At 40.4% G+C, this 17,344-nt stretch carries 23 protein-coding genes and 2 pseudogenes; 13 read left to right on the top strand and 12 right to left on the bottom strand.

The genetic code is table 11. The annotated features are described in order from the left end of the window. Positions 1-7: 7 nt before the first annotated feature. Positions 8-412, bottom strand: a complete 405-nt coding sequence (locus tag JKP73_RS06560; protein ID WP_160806911.1) for a DUF4064 domain-containing protein — start codon at positions 410-412, stop codon at positions 8-10. Between the two features lie 189 nt (positions 413-601). Here JKP73_RS06560 and JKP73_RS06555 point away from each other — a divergent pair, with 189 nt between their 5' ends. Beyond that, a complete protein-coding gene (locus JKP73_RS06555; RefSeq protein ID WP_021290187.1) occupies positions 602-901 on the top strand; it encodes a DUF2089 family protein in 300 nt (99 codons plus the stop codon). Then, the gene (locus JKP73_RS06550) at positions 901-1,185 is read left to right on the top strand and encodes a hypothetical protein (RefSeq protein WP_021290186.1); all 285 of its coding nucleotides are present in this window, start codon (positions 901-903) and stop codon (positions 1,183-1,185) included. Before JKP73_RS06555 ends, JKP73_RS06550 begins: the two co-directional genes overlap by 1 nt. Positions 1,186-1,308: 123 nt before the next feature. On the opposite strand, the gene JKP73_RS06545 is transcribed toward JKP73_RS06550, so the two are convergent. The 3 genes from JKP73_RS06545 to JKP73_RS06535 form a co-directional block, all read right to left on the bottom strand. Next, positions 1,309-1,455 (bottom strand): aureocin A53 family class IId bacteriocin, encoded by a 147-nt coding sequence (locus JKP73_RS06545; protein WP_021290185.1) that lies wholly within the window; start codon positions 1,453-1,455, stop codon positions 1,309-1,311. Between the two features lie 86 nt (positions 1,456-1,541). Further along, positions 1,542-1,688 (bottom strand): aureocin A53 family class IId bacteriocin, encoded by a 147-nt coding sequence (locus JKP73_RS06540; protein ID WP_021290185.1) that lies wholly within the window; start codon positions 1,686-1,688, stop codon positions 1,542-1,544. A gap of 86 nt (positions 1,689-1,774) precedes the next feature. Beyond that, positions 1,775-1,921, bottom strand: coding sequence for an aureocin A53 family class IId bacteriocin (locus JKP73_RS06535; RefSeq protein WP_021290185.1), 147 nt, complete (start codon positions 1,919-1,921; stop codon positions 1,775-1,777). Positions 1,922-2,241: 320 nt separating this feature from the next. Between JKP73_RS06535 and JKP73_RS06530 the strand changes: the two genes are divergently transcribed. From JKP73_RS06530 to JKP73_RS06525, 3 genes and pseudogenes are all read left to right on the top strand, one after another. Beyond that, a complete protein-coding gene (locus JKP73_RS06530; protein WP_021290184.1) occupies positions 2,242-2,757 on the top strand; it encodes a DUF2243 domain-containing protein in 516 nt (171 codons plus the stop codon). Further along, on the top strand, positions 2,750-2,872 hold the full coding sequence (locus JKP73_RS23500) for a hypothetical protein (RefSeq protein ID WP_308436488.1): 123 nt from the start codon (positions 2,750-2,752) through the stop codon (positions 2,870-2,872). The genes JKP73_RS06530 and JKP73_RS23500 overlap by 8 nt, the downstream gene beginning before the upstream one ends. Further along, positions 2,815-3,543 (top strand): annotated as a pseudogene (locus JKP73_RS06525) (cytochrome c oxidase assembly protein). The gene JKP73_RS23500 and the pseudogene JKP73_RS06525 overlap by 58 nt, the downstream one beginning before the upstream one ends. A gap of 37 nt (positions 3,544-3,580) precedes the next feature. Here the strand turns inward: JKP73_RS06525 and JKP73_RS06520 are convergent. Beyond that, positions 3,581-3,940 (bottom strand): Lin0512 family protein, encoded by a 360-nt coding sequence (locus JKP73_RS06520; protein ID WP_021290182.1) that lies wholly within the window; start codon positions 3,938-3,940, stop codon positions 3,581-3,583. Positions 3,941-4,214: 274 nt separating this feature from the next. Between JKP73_RS06520 and dacB the strand changes: the two genes are divergently transcribed. The 5 genes from dacB to JKP73_RS06495 all read left to right on the top strand — a co-directional run bounded on the left by dacB (position 4,215) and on the right by JKP73_RS06495 (position 8,599). After that, a complete protein-coding gene (dacB, locus tag JKP73_RS06515; RefSeq protein WP_160806909.1) occupies positions 4,215-5,744 on the top strand; it encodes a D-alanyl-D-alanine carboxypeptidase/D-alanyl-D-alanine endopeptidase in 1,530 nt (509 codons plus the stop codon). A gap of 169 nt (positions 5,745-5,913) precedes the next feature. Beyond that, positions 5,914-6,672 (top strand): AAA family ATPase, encoded by a 759-nt coding sequence (locus JKP73_RS06510; RefSeq protein ID WP_038241751.1) that lies wholly within the window; start codon positions 5,914-5,916, stop codon positions 6,670-6,672. Positions 6,673-6,759: 87 nt separating this feature from the next. Then, on the top strand, positions 6,760-7,173 hold the full coding sequence (locus JKP73_RS06505; RefSeq protein ID WP_021290179.1) for a hypothetical protein: 414 nt from the start codon (positions 6,760-6,762) through the stop codon (positions 7,171-7,173). A 126-nt stretch (positions 7,174-7,299) separates the two neighbouring features. Continuing rightward, positions 7,300-8,064 carry a class I SAM-dependent methyltransferase gene (locus tag JKP73_RS06500; RefSeq protein WP_200411025.1) on the top strand — a complete coding sequence of 255 codons (765 nt, stop codon included), beginning with the start codon at positions 7,300-7,302 and terminating at the stop codon, positions 8,062-8,064. 109 nt (positions 8,065-8,173) lie between these two features. Further along, positions 8,174-8,599 carry a hypothetical protein gene (locus JKP73_RS06495; RefSeq protein WP_438874664.1) on the top strand — a complete coding sequence of 142 codons (426 nt, stop codon included), beginning with the start codon at positions 8,174-8,176 and terminating at the stop codon, positions 8,597-8,599. 170 nt (positions 8,600-8,769) lie between these two features. On the opposite strand, the gene JKP73_RS06490 is transcribed toward JKP73_RS06495, so the two are convergent. The 3 genes from JKP73_RS06490 to guaC form a co-directional block, all read right to left on the bottom strand. Then, complete coding sequence (locus JKP73_RS06490; RefSeq protein ID WP_038241752.1) at positions 8,770-9,129, bottom strand: DoxX family protein; 360 nt, start codon at positions 9,127-9,129, stop codon at positions 8,770-8,772. A 75-nt stretch (positions 9,130-9,204) separates the two neighbouring features. Next, positions 9,205-10,113 carry a homoserine O-acetyltransferase MetA gene (metA, locus tag JKP73_RS06485; protein ID WP_021290175.1) on the bottom strand — a complete coding sequence of 303 codons (909 nt, stop codon included), beginning with the start codon at positions 10,111-10,113 and terminating at the stop codon, positions 9,205-9,207. Positions 10,114-10,244: 131 nt separating this feature from the next. Next, the gene (gene guaC, locus JKP73_RS06480; protein ID WP_200411024.1) at positions 10,245-11,228 is read right to left on the bottom strand and encodes a GMP reductase; all 984 of its coding nucleotides are present in this window, start codon (positions 11,226-11,228) and stop codon (positions 10,245-10,247) included. Positions 11,229-11,509: 281 nt separating this feature from the next. Between guaC and JKP73_RS06475 the strand changes: the two genes are divergently transcribed. Further along, complete coding sequence (locus JKP73_RS06475) at positions 11,510-12,511, top strand: NAD(P)H-binding protein (RefSeq protein WP_200411023.1); 1,002 nt, start codon at positions 11,510-11,512, stop codon at positions 12,509-12,511. Between the two features lie 17 nt (positions 12,512-12,528). Here the strand turns inward: JKP73_RS06475 and JKP73_RS06470 are convergent, their stop codons facing one another. From JKP73_RS06470 to JKP73_RS06460, 3 genes and pseudogenes are all read right to left on the bottom strand, one after another. Beyond that, the gene (locus JKP73_RS06470; protein ID WP_200411089.1) at positions 12,529-13,413 is read right to left on the bottom strand and encodes a fructose bisphosphate aldolase; all 885 of its coding nucleotides are present in this window, start codon (positions 13,411-13,413) and stop codon (positions 12,529-12,531) included. 164 nt (positions 13,414-13,577) lie between these two features. After that, positions 13,578-14,050 (bottom strand): annotated as a pseudogene (locus JKP73_RS06465) (DUF4188 domain-containing protein). 4 nt (positions 14,051-14,054) lie between these two features. Continuing rightward, positions 14,055-14,612, bottom strand: coding sequence for a PadR family transcriptional regulator (locus JKP73_RS06460; RefSeq protein ID WP_038241764.1), 558 nt, complete (start codon positions 14,610-14,612; stop codon positions 14,055-14,057). Positions 14,613-14,755: 143 nt separating this feature from the next. Between JKP73_RS06460 and JKP73_RS06455 the strand changes: the two genes are divergently transcribed. Both JKP73_RS06455 and rlmH read left to right on the top strand, forming a co-directional pair. Beyond that, positions 14,756-15,118: a hypothetical protein gene (locus tag JKP73_RS06455; RefSeq protein WP_021290169.1), complete on the top strand. Its 363-nt coding sequence runs from the start codon at positions 14,756-14,758 to the stop codon at positions 15,116-15,118. A 67-nt stretch (positions 15,119-15,185) separates the two neighbouring features. Beyond that, positions 15,186-15,665, top strand: coding sequence for a 23S rRNA (pseudouridine(1915)-N(3))-methyltransferase RlmH (gene rlmH, locus JKP73_RS06450; RefSeq protein WP_021290168.1), 480 nt, complete (start codon positions 15,186-15,188; stop codon positions 15,663-15,665). On the opposite strand, the gene JKP73_RS06445 is transcribed toward rlmH, so the two are convergent. Next, positions 15,606-17,321 carry a recombinase family protein gene (locus JKP73_RS06445; RefSeq protein ID WP_234447066.1) on the bottom strand — a complete coding sequence of 572 codons (1,716 nt, stop codon included), beginning with the start codon at positions 17,319-17,321 and terminating at the stop codon, positions 15,606-15,608. The two genes, rlmH and JKP73_RS06445, sit on opposite strands and share 60 nt — an antisense overlap. Between the last annotated feature and the right edge of the window lie 23 nt (positions 17,322-17,344).

Raw genomic sequence — 17,344 nt, 5'->3', positions numbered from 1 at the left:
TGCCTATCTATCTTTTATTACGTACAAGAGCCATTACACCGGCAATGAAATAGGCAATTCCTCCAAACAGCCCCATAAATAACGTAAATAATGTACTCAGGATTGCTGTAATAATTAAAACCTTACCTGCCGTTTTCGCCTTATTTCTTTTCAAAAGGATGATTGAGATAATCCCTAAGCCAATACTAATTAGTGAAATAACAACAAAGTATAACGTACTATTGCTTAAAAAGTTTACAACTTGATCAGCATTTACAGCGGTTATGTTTTCGTCCTTTATAAATTCTTGAACTAACTCCTTTGTTTGAGCATTATTTTGGGTACTTCCCAATAAAGTAACACTCCCTATTAGCAAAAAGGAAAATATAATTACCCCAATTACAGTCAGTAGTATTTCAGCAGTGCGTTTCATTTTTACCTACCTCCAAATTGATATAGATTGATTGCTGATCTCTAATCAACTTATCATATGTTCAAAGATAATTCCACCTTTTTTTGAATTAAATTAAACAAAAAATAAATTTTATTTATTATTTTGGTGAAAAAATGTTTGTTTTTATTGATGTATGTGGTAATATAAAATAAAGAGAGGTGGTTAACGATGCATACCAAAGATATACCTGCTTGGATTTTAGCTTTAGATAATGAAGATATCGAATTTATTAGGAAATTCGTTTTAAGCTCAGGTTCGTTAAAGCAGATAGCAAAAAGCTATGAGGTATCCTATCCCACCGTAAGAACCCGTTTAGATAGGATCATTCAAAAAATAGAATTAAATGAAGACATAGAGAAAGAACCCTTAATTAATTATGTCAAGCAATTGGCAATTGATAGCCGCATTAGCTTAGATGATGCTAAAAATATAATTGATAAATATAAAGCTGAAAGGATGGATCATTAATGAATGAGTTCGTATTTTTATTTATCTGTATAGCAGCCTTTGCTGTACAATACTTTCTATCGACACGCAGCAGTGCGTATTGGGGAGCTATTATTCCTGTGATTTTTGTATCCGGTCTTACTTGGATGTTTGCATCTAATCGTATCGAAAGTACTACCGCCTATATCATCATTCTTATAGTTGGCATCATTCTTCTAACAGAAGAATGGCACCGGGGAAGAAAATCGCTACAAAGAAACAGAAAGAAAGAATTAGACAAAATGAAAACATATGATTTAAAATAAAAGGTAAGGTACGATAAGCAGTTAAAAGCTTGGGTATCATTCTTATTAAGAAGGTCTAAAATTAGGAAAAGGGATAGAGGTCACGCTCTACCCCTTATGTAATCCTACTCACTTTCAAAGGAATTAGTTAATAATGCTGTCGATTTTATCACTGATCCATGAGAACGTTGCACCGTTCTTGATCCAGTTGATAACCGTTCCTTTGTTAGCCCAAGCCCACTTAGCTGCTTTAGTACCTAACTGTGCTACAAGTTTTAGAAATGCTGCCATTCTATTTCACCTCCTCAAAACCTATTCTGTATAAGGGATAGAGGTCACGTCTCCATCTCTCGCAAATCTACCAAATTACAAAGGAATTAGTTAATAATGCTGTCAATTTTATCGCTGATCCACGAGAACGTTGCACCGTTCTTGATCCAGTTGATAACCGTTCCTTTGTTAGCCCAAGCCCACTTAGCTGCTTTAGTACCCAACTGTGCTACAAGTTTTAAAAAAGCTGCCATTTGTATTTTCACCTCCTTAAAACCTATTTTGTGTAAGGATAGAGGTCACGTCTCTATCTCTCGCAAATCTACCAAATTACAAGGAATTAGTTAATAATGCTGTCAATTTTATCGCTGATCCACGAGAACGTTGCACCGTTCTTGATCCAGTTGATAACCGTTCCTTTGTTAGCCCAAGCCCACTTAGCTGCTTTAGTACCCAACTGTGCTACAAGTTTTAAAAATGCTGCCATTATGCTCACCTCCTTCCGACTTACAATTATTACTATAACGAAACAAATGTCATAATTCAACATTATTTTAAAAAATTTACATATTTACCATAATTATACATTGTCGTGTAGGCTGGGCAATAACCGTTGTTTTATTAAGTTAATGGTCGATAGATTAATAATCTACGAGTTCAGCGTGTCTAAATCTATCACATCGAACTGGGTCGATCTTATTTTACTTAGCGATTGATGGAAATGGTAACGTGTTTTTCTCTTACACTTGCATGCAATTGGCTGATTTTGGGTATAAAAATAAAAAACCTAGGATCGGAGGTCACGTTATGGGGATTGCCTCAGATAATGTTACTCAAACGTCGCTGTATACAGTGAAATCAAAATATGCAGGTCGGAATTTGCTTTCGGGGATTCTGTTTGGAATTGGATTAGCAGCATTCATTGATGAAACAGTGTTTCATCAGCTATTACGCTGGCATCATTTTTATGATCAATCAACAACAGATGTAGGGCTGATTTCGGATGGTTTTTTCCATGCATTTAGTTGGTTTGCAACCATTGGTGGATTATTTCTATTTGCAGATCTACGCCGAAGGAATGCATTATGGTTTAAACGGTGGTGGGGGAGTGCAATGCTTGGTTCGGGTTCGTTTCAGCTGTATGATGGGATTATTCAGCATAAATGGATGCGGATTCATCAAATCCGTTATGTTGATAATGTCTTCGTCTACGATTTCGTCTGGAATGGTATAGCGGCAATCATGATTATTATAGGTATTGTACTGGTTTTCCAAACACGAAAAAGAGCCAATCCTTTAAAGGGGCTGAGCTTGGATGACTAACTATGGAATGCATGGAAGTGGAATGCGGCTGGAGTGGTTCCTTATTGTCATGCTTATATTGGCAATTGGTATCTATACAGGGTTAGGTATTTTTTCAAAAAAAAAACGCATCTAAAGCCGTGGCCCCTGTTTCGTTATGTTTGTTGGTGGTTTGGAATAATTGCAATGGGGGCTGCCTTGATTGGACCTGTTGCAGGAAAGGCGCACACAGACTTTACTGTCCATATGATCGGCCACTTATTTCTTGGCATGTTAGCCCCCTTGTTGATTGCCCTTGCAGCACCAATCACGCTTATTCTGCGGGCACTTCCTGTCCACGCAGCACGTAGATTATCGATGCTATTAAAAAATAGATTGATTCGTCTCTTTCGGCATCCAATAACAGCGTCGTTGCTCAATATTGGCGGTCTTTGACTGCTGTACACGACGGGATTATACGAGCTGATGCAGCAGCATATGCTGGTTCATGTATTCGTACACTTTCATGTATTCGCAGCTGGATATTTATTTACCATCAGTATGATATATATAGATCCAGCACCCCATCGATTTAGCCATATGTATCGTGCTATTGTACTGGTGTGCGCTCTATCGGGACATGCCATATTATCGAAGTATATTTATGCGAATCCGCCTGTTGGTGTACCAAAGGATCAAGCCGAAACAGGTGCGATGCTAATGTATTATGGCGGAGATGTAATGGATGGTATTCTTATTTTTATACTTTGCCTGCATTGGTATCACGCAGCACGTCCAAAACAACGAATGGCCATAAGTACAAGTTGAAAAAAGCATGCAGACAAGTGCTGCATGCTTTTTTATCCTAGTATCCTACTTCTACTGCGGCATTTACGATATACATCAAGTCGTTCTCATCATTTTTATCCTCTAAAATAATCCCGCTAGATGTGGCCATTCCTCCATCGGTTACATCCACATCTACAGTACCATAAGGGATTGCCTCTTTTACCTTGTCGATATGGAGGGATTCGCGATCTAACGGAACCGCAAGTCGAACAGTTACGCTCATGTTTTCCAGCCGTTGTTCGGGAAGACTTTTTTCAATGCCAGGCATGGAGTTCGACCAGATGGCATTTTCGACCGCACGAACGGCTGCTTTCGTTATATCTTGTCCATGAACATCGATCCCCATTCCAGTTTGAATAAAGAGAATTTGATTCATTGTAAAACTCCTTTTTTAGGTAGAGTTGTAACTTATAGAACGATTCCCAGCTAAGCATAGAAATAAACCTAGCGACATCTGTTCAATTTATTAGCTTCGATCGTATTGTTTTGAGAGGAATGAGGAACAATACTGGCATTATGATCAGATACGATGATAGATATAGTTAGCTTATCTAGGACCATGGATGTCTTTTTATGAATCCTCTATGAGTTAGAATCATTTTACTGTATAATTAAAATATTCAAATAAATTAAAGGGTGTGGACATGCTCATGATGTGGAAACATACAGCTAAAAAAGGATTTCTCGTATTTCTTCTAGTTATTCTTGCTGTCATTCCCTTTGTAGAACCAGATGAGCCGCTATTCGTTAAAGCATCCGAAGAGATTACACAAGATGATTTCCCAGAAGACGCTCCGTTGGAGGATAAGCTCTCAGCGATTTTATCCGATGAACTATTGGATGGAGCGGTAACAGGTGTCAGTATCAAGCATGCGGAGTCGGGGGATATGCTGTTTTCTCAAAACCCAGATACGCGCTTGCATCCAGCTTCGAATATGAAGCTGCTCACAGCAGTCTCCGCTTTGGAAACCCTCGGTAAAAATTATCGGTTCACCACCGAAGTATTAACGGATGGAAGACAAAGAGGCAAGGTGCTTCATGGAGATTTATATTTAAAAGGAAAAGGTGATCCAACCTTATTGAAAGAGGACTTTGATCAATTTGCCAAAGACTTAAAGGAAGAAGGTATTCATAAAATTAAAGGGGACCTCATTGGAGACGATACGTGGTATGATGATGTACGGCTTTCTCAGGATTTAAACTGGTCAGATGAACCTTTTTATACGGGTGCGCAAATTTCTGCTTTAACTTTATCGCCAAATAATGATTATGATGCAGGTACCGTCATTGTCGAAGTGACACCTAGTAACAAGGCGAGGGGAAAAGCAGAGGTGAGGGTTACTCCAGAAACAGATTACGTAACGATCGACAATAAAACCGAAATGGTGAGCGAAGATGAAGAGAAAGATATTTCGATAGAACGTGAACATGGAACGAATACGATTATAGTCGAAGGGACCATGCCAGTCGGAGGATCGAATTCCCGCTCATGGGTTTCTGTTTGGGAACCTACTGGCTATGCTTTGGATGTGTTTAAAACATCCTTAGAAGACGAAGGAATTAGGTTTATAGGCAAATCAAGAGAGACATTTGCGAAAACCCCGGATGATGCAAAATTGCTAACTTCGAAACAGTCGATGCCATTAGAGAAATTACTTATTCCGTTTATGAAGTTAAGTAATAACGGACATGGTGAAGTACTGACCAAGGAAATGGGTAAATTCGTTCATGATGAAGGCAGCTGGGAGGAAGGCCTGGAAGTCATGGAAGACGTCATTACCGGTCTTGGTGTGAATGAAGATACGATCCTGCTTCGTGATGGGTCGGGAATGTCTCATAAAAACATGATTCCGTCAAAGGATCTTGCTCAGCTGCTGTATGAAGCGCAAAATAAAGAGTGGTTCGATGCATTTCAGTATTCCTTACCAGTTGCTGGGGAACCGGATCGTCTTGTCGGGGGGACGCTGCGTTACCGCATGACTTCTGAACCAGCAAAAGGAAATGTCATAGCCAAAACCGGATCGTTAACTGGTGTTTCCACCTTGTCTGGTTATGTCACAACATCAGATGATGAACCATTGATTTTCTCCATTATGATTAATAATTATCTCGGTTCAAGTGGAGATATCAGGGATATTGAAGATGAAATAGCAACTACATTAGCAAAGCATGAATTTTAACGGAATAGTGGATGATGGTAAAGCTCGAATCGTAGCGGACTGATTCGGGCTTTTTTCATAGGGTGGAGGATGTTATCGATACAGTCTGAGGAATTTTCAATAAAGTTGAACAATATGGTAACTCTGGATACAATATGATCGATAGATTTATGGATTAGATGTGGAACGAATGCCCAAGCTAACAGAGACCGATGCATTTATACGAAGGCTGCAACTAAAGGAAGAAGAAATTCCATCTTATCATACGTTTCCGTTTGATTTGCCGGTGATTCGTCATTTTCAAGATGTGGTGTTCCATCCAAATGTGACCTATATCATTGGTGAAAATGGTATGGGCAAGTCTACATTATTGGAGGCAATTGCAGTTGCGTTTGGGTTCAACCCGGAAGGTGGCACCCGCAATTTTCGCTTTTCTACGTATGATTCCCATTCTCCATTGGATCACTATGTCCGCTTAGTGAAAGGGGTATTGCGGCCAAATGATTCCTTCTTCTTCCGGGCGGAAACATTTTATAATGTGGCGACCAATATTGAAGAAATGGATAAACAACCTCAGGCAGGGGGAAAAGTAATTGATGGATTCGGCGGGAAATCATTGCATGAGCAGTCGCATGGACAAGCTTTTTTTGCGGCATTTATGCATCGTTTCCGTGGCAATGGCTTATATATTCTAGATGAACCAGAAGCAGCCTTATCTCCATTAAGGCAAATGTCGATGCTCGCACGTATTCATGAATTGGTGGAGAATGGATCCCAATTTATCATTTCTACCCATGCGCCAATGTTGATGGGTTATCCGGATGCGAAGCTACTGGAATTAACAGAAGATGGCATGCAAGAAACCACGTTAGAACAGACAAGTCATTACACATTGTTAAAACAATTTATAGAGAATCGCGATCGGCTTCTACATCATTTATTTGAATAGCATAGGCGAATGCCTTAATTCTCTTATTGATGTACCCTCTTGCTTATTAGGTGAATAAACTAGTTGGTGACGAAAGGGGGAAGAAATGTGCAAGACAGCTATTCTTTTCGGCCGGTAACGAGTCATCCTTCCAATGAATGGTACCATGATCCAAGTTATTCTTATCCAGGCAGTCAGCCTGCTAATGTTCAACCAACATCAGCTTCCCGAACGGACGATGCAAGCAATCCGTCGTATGCGAGAGGCTATGATTATCCAACGTATACCATTCATTCACATTCTAGTCCGATTAAATCCGATACGTATGCATCTACGTATAGTCCGGGTTACTATTCGAATTCCGAGACAGAATTAGGAAGAAAATTAGATCATATGAATTATTTGCTTGGTCAAATTGTAAAACAAAACAATGAATTATTAAGGCGAGCACAGCATTATCCAGAACAAAGTCAGATGGTAACAACTCCCAGTAGCGGGGGATCGGTAATCGTAAGAATGTAAAAAGACAGATAAAAAACCCAATCAATGGTCAATTCGTTGGTTGGGTTTTTGATCGGTTTTTACCCAGCAAATTTCTAATAGTATACTTGCCATAGGAAATCACAAACCATTAAGGGAGAGGATGGAATGTCCATATCATCATTCAATTATGATCAAGCGGGAGAGACGTATGGAAGGTCCAGACAAACCGATCCAAGAATGGCTGCATATGTGGAACGAGCAATAGGTGAAGCGCAAACGATTATCAATGTTGGTGCTGGGGCGGGTTCGTATGAACCGAAAGATAAATATGTGATGGCTGTAGAGCCTTCGAAAACAATGCGTTTGCAACGGAAAGAGAAAGGACGTCCCCCTGCAGTTATCGGAAGAGCAGAAGCTTTGCCATTTGATGATCGATCCTTTGATGCAGCTATGGCAATGGTGACGATTCATCATTGGCAGGACATGGAAAGAGGAATTCAAGAATTACGGAGAGTCAGTAAGGGGCCTGTTGCTATTTTAACCTTCGACCCCGATGCATTACATGAATTTTGGAATATGGCCTATTTCCCAGAAGTGGTAGAAGCAGAACGGAAGCGATACCCAACGATGGAATGGCTGACAACAACATTAGGTGGAAGCTGTCAGATAGAGGCTGTACCAATTCCTTTGGATTGTTTGGATGGATTTCAGGAGGCATTCTATGGGCGACCAGAAGCATTTTTAAATCCAGAGGTACGAAGAAATCAATCCGCCTGGGGATTTGTTTCGGAGGAAACGGCTTCAAAAGGGGTAACGAAATTGGAAGCAGATCTGCAGTCTGGGAAATGGGATAAGCGGTATGGTCATTATCGCAGACAACCTTTTTTTGTTGGTGCACTTCGGCTCCTTGTATCTACACCAGATCATTAAGGGTATTTACCTAAAAAATTTTCATTCCTGGCATAAACGCCCAATAGTTTAGGTAGGCAAATGCATATCCATATTCCATAGCATAAAATTAGAAATGAGGGAATTTAAGATGAGTCATGAATGGAATGTACCTGCTACCCCGCCTGATCCACATTCGTATTATTCGGATAAACCACATTTCTACCCGCAAATGACAGAAGCTCAAGCCTATGGGCAGGGATTTTATCCAGATAACGAACTGGTTCGGCGACCACCATTTGGACCACGACCACGTCCGCCATTTGGTCCGGGTCCCGGATTTGGTGGCCCTGGATATGGACCTGGTCCTGGATTCGGGGGACCTGGATTCGGAGGACCTGGATTCGGAGGGCCTGGCTTCGGTGGCCCCGGATTCGGTTTTGGGTTTGGTCCGTTTGTTGGAGGATTAGCTGGCGGGTTATTAGCTGGAACATTGGTTAATGCATTTGATGAAGGCCCGTATTACCCTGGTCCCGGATACGGTCCATATCCAGGACCATACCAGCCTTATTATTAGTAGGAAGCCAGGAACGGAAATTAAAAATTAAACAACCATGTGTGTTTGTGTTTCAACTGCTAGCATTGATATTCGTTGTCCCAAATGCGTTCCCTGCGTTTGTAAATAAAGTTAGCTCAAGCCAGCACAGAACCCTCCGTGCTGGCTTGATATGTTTCATTCTGCTTTAGCTAGCCTTTTTTGGTTACCGCTAACACCCACCAAATCAATACAATTTGAAGCGGCAATCGAAGCCATAAAGCAATAGCAGGCAGATGATAAGCTTCTGGCATCAACGCCATATAAATATTAACGGGAAAGACAAGAATTAAGAAAATCGCTACCCAGATACCAGCTTTCCTGCGGGTACGTGAATAAAGTAAGCAGAAAGCCAGTATTATTTCGATGATACCAGATAAATAGACAATAGCTGGCCGAAACGGAACCCACTCCGGCATGGCGCTAATAAAGAAATGGTCAAGCAAGAAATGACTCATTCCGGCGCCCATAAATAGAATTGCAAATACATATAGTCCAATTACTTTTCCCATACGCTCTCCTCTCTATCGTCTGTTGCTCAATCATAAAGCGTAGAAGCAGAAAGGTTCAAGCTCGAAGGTTCATTCTCATTCCCATTGGTATGGTGTTTCTTGATACACGTAATAATTCAACCAATTGGAGAATAGGAGATGTGCATGCGAGCGCCAACGGTTTAATGGCTTCTCTTTCGGATCATTATTCGGGAAGTAATTGGTTGGGATACTTGGATCCAGTCCTTTATTCCGATCACGGTGGTATTCATCAGCAAGCGTGCTATGATCGTATTCTAAGTGTCCAGTTACCATGACATGCTTTTCATCCCTGGACAAAATGATGAACGGATCATCGTCTTTGGTAGATGACAGCAAGAGCAACCGATCATCCGCCCGAATTGTATCGCCTGACGTACCGGTATATCGTGAATGCGGTGCGAGAAATTCTTCATCAAATCCACGCACAAGTTCAACCGTTGAATTGGCAACAGTATGTGTTAATACACCCGTGCATTTCGCTGGCAATTCAAATTTTCCAATGCCGTAATGATAATAAAGTGCGGCCTGAGCAGCCCAGCAAATATGCAAGACAGAGGTAACATTAGTTTTCGCCCATTCCATAATGGTAGCCAGCTCTTCCCAATAATCAACCTCTTCAAAGGACAGCATTTCTACCGGTGCACCAGTAATGATCATGCCATCGAATCGCTTATGCTTGATATTCGCAAAGGTTTGATAAAACTGATGCAAATGCGATTGACTGACCGTCTTCGACTCATGGGTCGCCGTGTGCAGGAATGTCGCTGTAACTTGCAATGGAGAATTCCCTAGCAAGCGAAGCAGCTGTGTCTCGGTGCGTTCCTTCTCTGGCATTAAGTTCACAATCACAATATTTAATGGACGGATATCTTGCGTCGTTGCCCGATCGGTATCCATTAAGAAAATATTCTCTTGTTCAAGAATATGTCGTGCAGGTAATTGTTTGGGTATCGTAATTGGCACTTGGAATCCTCCTAAATCGTTGTTTTCCTCATTATAAATCAAGCAGGCGTGAAGTTCTATAACAGAATTCTGAAAAAAGAAAAGGACTCCAGCAATATGTTTGCTGAAGCCTTGATTTAGTAAAGAAATGTTTAATAAACTTTATCGCCATTAAAAATGGAATTCTTCACAACGACATAATCTACGGTACGGATCGCATCAAGTTTATTGCCGCCAGCATAAGAAATAGAAGATTGCAAGTCTTGCTGCATTTCATTTAACGTATCAGCTAAGGAACCTTTATGCTCCACGAGCATTTTCTTGCCCTCTACATTCTTCTTTTCCCCTTTTTGGAATTCAGAAGCAGAACCGAAATACTCTTTAAGCAGCTTGCCATCTTTTTCAATGGTCACCCCTGGGGATTCCTCGTGTCCAGCAAATAGCGAACCAATCATAACCATCGAAGCACCGAAACGGATCGATTTGGCAATGTCACCATGTGTACGAATTCCACCATCAGCGATAATCGGCTTGGTTGCGGCTTTCGCACACCAGCGAAGTGCTGCTAATTGCCATCCGCCTGTTCCAAAGCCTGTTTTAATCTTCGTAATACATACTTTTCCTGGTCCAATTCCAACTTTAGTCGCGTCTGCGCCAGCATTTTCTAATTCCCTTACAGCTTCTGGCGTCCCAACATTTCCAGCAATTACAAAGCTAGCAGGAAGGTACTGCTTAATGTGACGAATCATCTTGATTACCGCGTCGGAATGTCCGTGTGCGATATCGATCGTAATATATTCCGGTATTAACTGCGCTTCAGCCAATTGTTTAACAAAATCATATTCTTCTCCTTTTACCCCAACACTAATCGATGCAATTAAATCGCGTGCATGCATATCTTTAATAAAGTCGTTACGTTTTTTTGGTTCAAAACGATGCATGATATAAAAGTAACCATGTTCTGCTAAAAACGTAGCAATCTTTTCATCTATAATCGTCTGCATATTGGCAGGTACGACTGGTAATTTAAAGGTGTTGCCACCTAATGTAACAGTTGTATCACATTGTGAACGGCTAGAAACCATACATTTTGCAGGAATTAATTGAATATCTTCATAATCAAATACATTCTCCATGTTATACACCCCGAAATCCGAATGATAGCAAACATAATAAAAATAATGTTCGTCTATTAGTAATGTACATCATTTTTGCGAATAAGTCAAAATGAAAAGGCTTAAAAAGGGATAAAAGTTATTGAACCTTGCTTGTCAGATCTATTAGAATGAAGCGTAAGTGTTGCTTGCTGGGTGATAGAGTAGATCATTGAGATTAAGAAGAAATACGTGAAAATAGTAGCTGAATCCGATAGATCAGAAGATAAATCATAGCAACGGAGAGAAAAGGAAGTGCGGAGATGAAACAAACGAAACCGGTGGTTGCCATTGCTGGAGCGAGCGGCTATATTGGACAACATGTACGAAGAAAGCTAAAGGGAAAGGTTCATGTGATTGGTCTGTCCCGTAATGGCGATCATTATCAGGATACAGAAGACATCACCTGGCGTTCCTGTGATCTATTTTCCATAAAAGACACAGAGAAAGCAGTGGTGGGTGCCGATATAGCAGTTTATTTGGCGCAAGCCTTGAAGCCTTCTGCAAAACTTACCCAAGGAAATGTGGCAGATAGGAATGCCATCTTGTCAGATAATTTTGCCCAAGCTGCCAAAACGCAGGGGGTGAAGAAAGTCATCTGCTTAACCGGGCCGATGCCAAATTCTGCAAGGAAGCTTTCTTCCCATTTAAAGAGCAGATTGGAAGTGGAACGGATATTACGTGCATATGGCACGCCTGTCACCGCCGTACGAACGGGTCTAGTGGCAGAAAAGCCGGAACAGCATCTGTTTGTAACCAAAGATATGCCATTGAAGCAGGACGTTCGCTCGGTGCAGCGTATTATTGTCCCAGCAGGCAACAGTGCTCATGCGATTGCCAAGTATTATGTCAGGTGGTTACAAGCTTTTCTCCGGCCATGGGTACGAACAGAGATCGATGAGAAGTTGCATTGTACGATCGGTTTCCTTCGTCCGCAATGTCCATTATTGGAATTAACGTACTCTCCAGAGCGAAGTACTGCTGATCAGGCATTGTATGATATAACGGATGGGCTTTTGACAGATAAGAAGCAGCATCATAGAGGAAGAATGGAATTTCGCAAAATCCCAGCATCGAATGAGGCGATTATTGCCATCCATGATTACGTCCCAGCGCTGCCATGGTTTGTTTATCGCTATACGCAAGCAATTATGCATCGCTTTGTCATGGCTTGCTTTCAGCGGCATATGAAGCAGCTGGGTAAACGAGAGTTGATGCATGGGAAGTTCCCGGAAAAGGAAAAGGGGCTGAATCATAGCTCATGATTCAGCCCCTTCTTTTGTTAAACTGAAGCTTCGTAAATCGATTGTACGGCTCTGTTTAGTGTATCGTTGAATTCTTCTTCGGATTGATTGACGTTTAAGTCTTGGCTAAGTGCTCTGGAGAAGCTGGCAATCAGGCCATCGTTTTCTTTTAGCTTCTCATTCGCTACTTCTGTAGAGTAACCACCAGAAAGAGCGACAACACGTACCACTCTTGGATGATTGATTAGCTCTTTATAGAAGTTTTTCTGCGTTGGAATCGATAATTTTAACATGACGTTTTGATCTTCATTTAATTGATCCAGCTGGTTAAGAATCTCTGCCTTTAAAATTTCTTCACATTGTTCTTTTTCCGAGCTGTTAATATCTACTTCTGGTTCGATAATTGGTACTAAGCCAGCAGCAAGGATTTGTTTGCCGATTTCAAATTGCTGGTCAACGACTTCTTTGATCGCTTCCGGATTTGCTTTTTTAATCACCGAACGCATTTTCGTACCGAAAATATGGCGCTCATTCGCACGGCGCAGTGTCTCGTCTAAATCATTGATTGGCTTCATAAGCTGTACGCCATTGCTCTCGTCTGCAAGTCCCTTATCGACTTTCAGAAATGGGACAATCCCTTTCTTTTCCGCTAAGTAATCTGCCGTGTATAGGCCTTCTATCTTGCTATCCATCGTTTGTTCAAAAAGGATCGCACCTAAAATCGAGTCCGGATCAAACGAAGGAGAGGTAATGATTCTTGTACGCATGTCGTGTACTAAATCAAACATTTCTTTTGCGTTTGTATAGGCATCCTCACCAATCCCATAAGCGGCCAATGCTTTTGGCGTACTGCCACCACTCTGGTCCAGTGCTGCGATAAATCCTTTGCCGTTCTTCATTTTTTCGAATTGTTGTTGATTCATCATTCTCACTCCTTTACATTAGTTGTACCCAGTTTTGAGCACAGTATGGGAACCAACCCTTCTATTTTCATTTTAGCATGAATAAAGATTCGATTATAGTAATGCGTGTATGAGGATTCTACAAGAGTCGAACGAGGTATTGTTCTAGATGTGGTTAGGTTAATCTAAGCTTTTAGTCGTTTTTTAGCAGTCATGATTTCCTTCGTGATCGGTATATGTCCTTTTGCTTTAGCAAGCCCATATAACGGCATATTTCCATACACCGATTCATAATTACCCTGCTCCAATAGATACGTCTCATGATAAATGCCAACCGCTTTGCTGCTGCCGACTTTTTGATTGAAATTTTTCCAAGCAGTAAGATGCTTGGCACCCTTGGCATACGCCAGTAAATCATCCTTGGAGCGCCAGTATTGAATCATCACGGTCGTTCGTAAACCAAAGTACATCTCTGTCGATAAAAATCCTAACGCTCTTTCTCGGTATACAGTTCTTTGATCATGCCAGGCATCGCCATAAAGACAGGCAGCCATTTGTGAACGGCAAGCTGATGATTAATCCGCATACCAATTAGAAATACGACGATATCCTCATCGTTTGCTGCTGTATACCGACCTTGATAAATGTGTTTACCCATGTTCCTATTCCTTTTCTGTTTGGATATCTGCCAATGTGACATCACACCAGTCGATGGTGGCTTTCGTAACCCGCTTTCCATAATCTAAGGTGTACAGCCAATAAGAGGCATCTTGACTTTGCTTATAGCTTTGCGTAATCAACGCTTCAATCGATTGATACGTGGCATAGCGCTCCTGTAATTGCTGCTTGTAATCTTGAAGCAGTGCTAAGGTTGGTTCGGTTCGCTGGTGCCGGCTGAAGAAAAGCTTTAAGATAACTTCGTTTCGTTCCGTGGGAATTTGCTTCATCGGCTGTTCTAGCCAGGTTTGTAATGCTTCTTTCCCTTTGGCAGTGAGAAAGTATTCTTTTCGGTCCGGCTTCCCATCCTGTGCTGTCGTTTCAACCGTTGCGAGTCCAGCTTGGACAAGCTTTTTTAAGGTCGGATAAATTTGTCCGTAGCTGATCTTCCAAAAATGATTTAAGCTCTGATCGATCAGTTGTTTAATTTCGTATCCTGTACGGCAATCTGTTGTTAAAATGCCAAGTAAAGCATAGGTAGTGTGGTTGTAGGTTTTCGGCAATTGTGATCACCCTATCAATATGATATGTATCTTTTAGATATATAATACAAGAAAAATGCGGAGGCAGCAAGCTCTATTTGGAAAAATTTATACAAAATGGGTAGATGTTTTGGTATAGTGAGGGAAATAAGGGGGTGCGCGGGATGAAGGTTATGCTGTCAGCCATATTGGAGACTGTGCGTGTGCTTGTAATCACGGTTTTCTTGTTTATATTAGCGAGTTTGGTTGTAACTGCTTTTTTTGAAGATACGACCAATATAAATTATCAAGCACTGATTGAAAGCAATAGCTATTTGTTCTTCCTTCGTTGTCTACAAGCACTAGGAATACTTGGGTTCATCTATATTCTCTATCGCAATAAGTATCAATTCTCCGGCTGGTATAAAGGAAAACGAATGCAGCGTCTTTCCAAACGGACAACAAGGGTGTTATTCAGTATCAGCCTTGTTTGTACGCTAGCACTATATCTAGTTGTTTGGTTCATGGTTAGCGTGAACCAGTTATAGAAATCTGATTGCGTGGGGATATGCTAAACTAAGGAATAGAAAAAATCGATAAAGGAAGTTAATTACGATGAAAATTACGATTGTCTCGGTCGGAAAACTAAAAGAAAAATACTTAAAGCAGGGCATCGATGAATACTTGAAACGATTAAACGCTTACGCCAAAGTGTCGATAATAGAAGTAGCAGATGAAAAAGCACCAGAGAATATGAGCGAAGCAGAAATGCAGGAAGTAAAACAGAAGGAAGGCGAACGCATCCTATCCCATCTTTCGCAGGACACGTATGTCATCACGCTTGAGATCAATGGCAAAATGCTAAGCTCCGAGCAGCTTGCTAAGAAAATGGATGAACTAGCTACATACGGTAAAAGTAAAATTGCCTTTGTCATTGGTGGGTCGTTAGGGATCAGTGATGAGGTTCAGAAGCGGAGTGACTTGGCTTTGTCATTCTCGAAAATGACATTCCCTCATCAGTTGATGCGGTTGGTGTTATTGGAGCAGGTGTATCGCGGGTTTCGTATTAATAGAGGGGAACCGTACCATAAATAGAGGCAAAAAAAGTTGTAGATATGGTGGTAATTTATCATTAGAAACTGTTGTTTGAGGAAGGATTACCCCTTCTTCATCCGTTTCTAAATATAATAAGTGAATTAACGCAAAAGTTTTTGAGATGTTAACCTCTGAGAAATCAAAATCGAGTTCTATTTTATCCACTACTCGTGTTTTATCTTTAGTTAGAGTAATGTTTATGTTTTCTATTAAAAGTTGTAGTAATTGTTTTTGTTTATTTCTAGATGATCGTTTATATGTTTCAATAAATTTTGTTAAAAGTATATCAAGAAGCTCCGGCTGTATAACCTTAGTATCGGTTGAACTGAGTTTAGTACTGAGTTCGCTTTTCCTTTGCTCTAGCATTGATTTTTCATCTGAGACATCCTTTAATCGTTCTTGTAAAATATCCACAGGAAAGAGGTTTTGTTCATATGCCTCAAAATATTTATCCTGAAGTTCTTTCAATTCGATAATTCTTTTATCAATATTCTCTAATTCTAATTGAATTTCCTTAGTTGAATTAACGGAGTCTTTATTAAGTGAATTGACTTTTAAGGCGAAATCCTCTTTATTATTAATTACTTCCTGAATCTTTTCTATAGTGGTATTTTCCGCATTATAAGCTTTAATTGAATTAGCCCGACAAGCGGAAGAACCTTTGTTGTGAAAATCACTACAAACATAATATCGATGCTTCCTTTTTGTACCGTCTTTACGGGTGTAGGTTGTAATTGATGGAACCATACCTTGTCCACAATCTGGACATCTTAGTACGCTGCTTAACAAAAATGGTTCATTTGATTGTCTTTGTTTAAAAGATTTACTTTTTCTTCTAGTTTGAACAATGTTCCATAATTCATCATTGATAATCGGTTCGTGTTTCCCTTCTACCAGTATAGGGTTTGGATTTTTCCCTTTTCTACGCTTTGTATCCCAATTTTCTACTTTAAGCCAACTAATCTTTCCATTATATACTGGATTGTCTAAAATGGTTGCTATGCCGTTAATTGAGAAGTAACGATCTTTTTTTGTTCGATATCCTTGTTTGTTTACATAGTTTGCAATTGCCTTTAGTCCTTTTCCTTTTGCATACTGATCAAAGATAAGTTGAATAACCTTTGCTTCCTGTTGATTAATAATAAGTTCCTTTTCAATAGAATCGTAGCCAAATACAATTCCACCGTTCCATTCACCTTGTAGTGCGCGTTGTTTCATACCTAGTTTTACGTTTTCTGAGAGTGTGTTTCTTTCCATTTCAGCTATTGAAGCCATAAGCTGTAGAACTAGTCTTCCAATAGGGCTACCAGTATCAAAGTTTTCCGAGTAGGAAATGAATTTCACATTGTATTTTTCAAATTTATCTAGAAGTACAAGTGTATCAAGCATGTTACGTGAAAGACGAGAAATTTTCCACACTAATACAGCTTGAAATTCCTCCTTTTCAATGTCGGAAACAAGTCGTTGCATGGCGGGGCGGCCTTTAATCGATTTACCACTGATTCCTTCATCAATATATTCGTGACTTACTTGCCAACCATATAATTTTGCATATTGACGCAGTAAATCAAGTTGAGCATCAATACTATAGCCCTCACTTGCCTGTTCTTCTGTACTTACACGACAGTAAATAGCAACCTTTTTTATATCTGTCATTTTTGTCCCCCTTTCATCCTTAT

It is taken from the genome of Virgibacillus salexigens (assembly GCF_014905415.1).
GTDB classification, from domain to species: Bacteria; Bacillota; Bacilli; order Bacillales; family Amphibacillaceae; genus Virgibacillus; species Virgibacillus salexigens.
The sequence above is the reverse complement of the archived record's forward strand: the minus strand, read 5'-3'. Positions and strand labels throughout refer to the sequence as shown.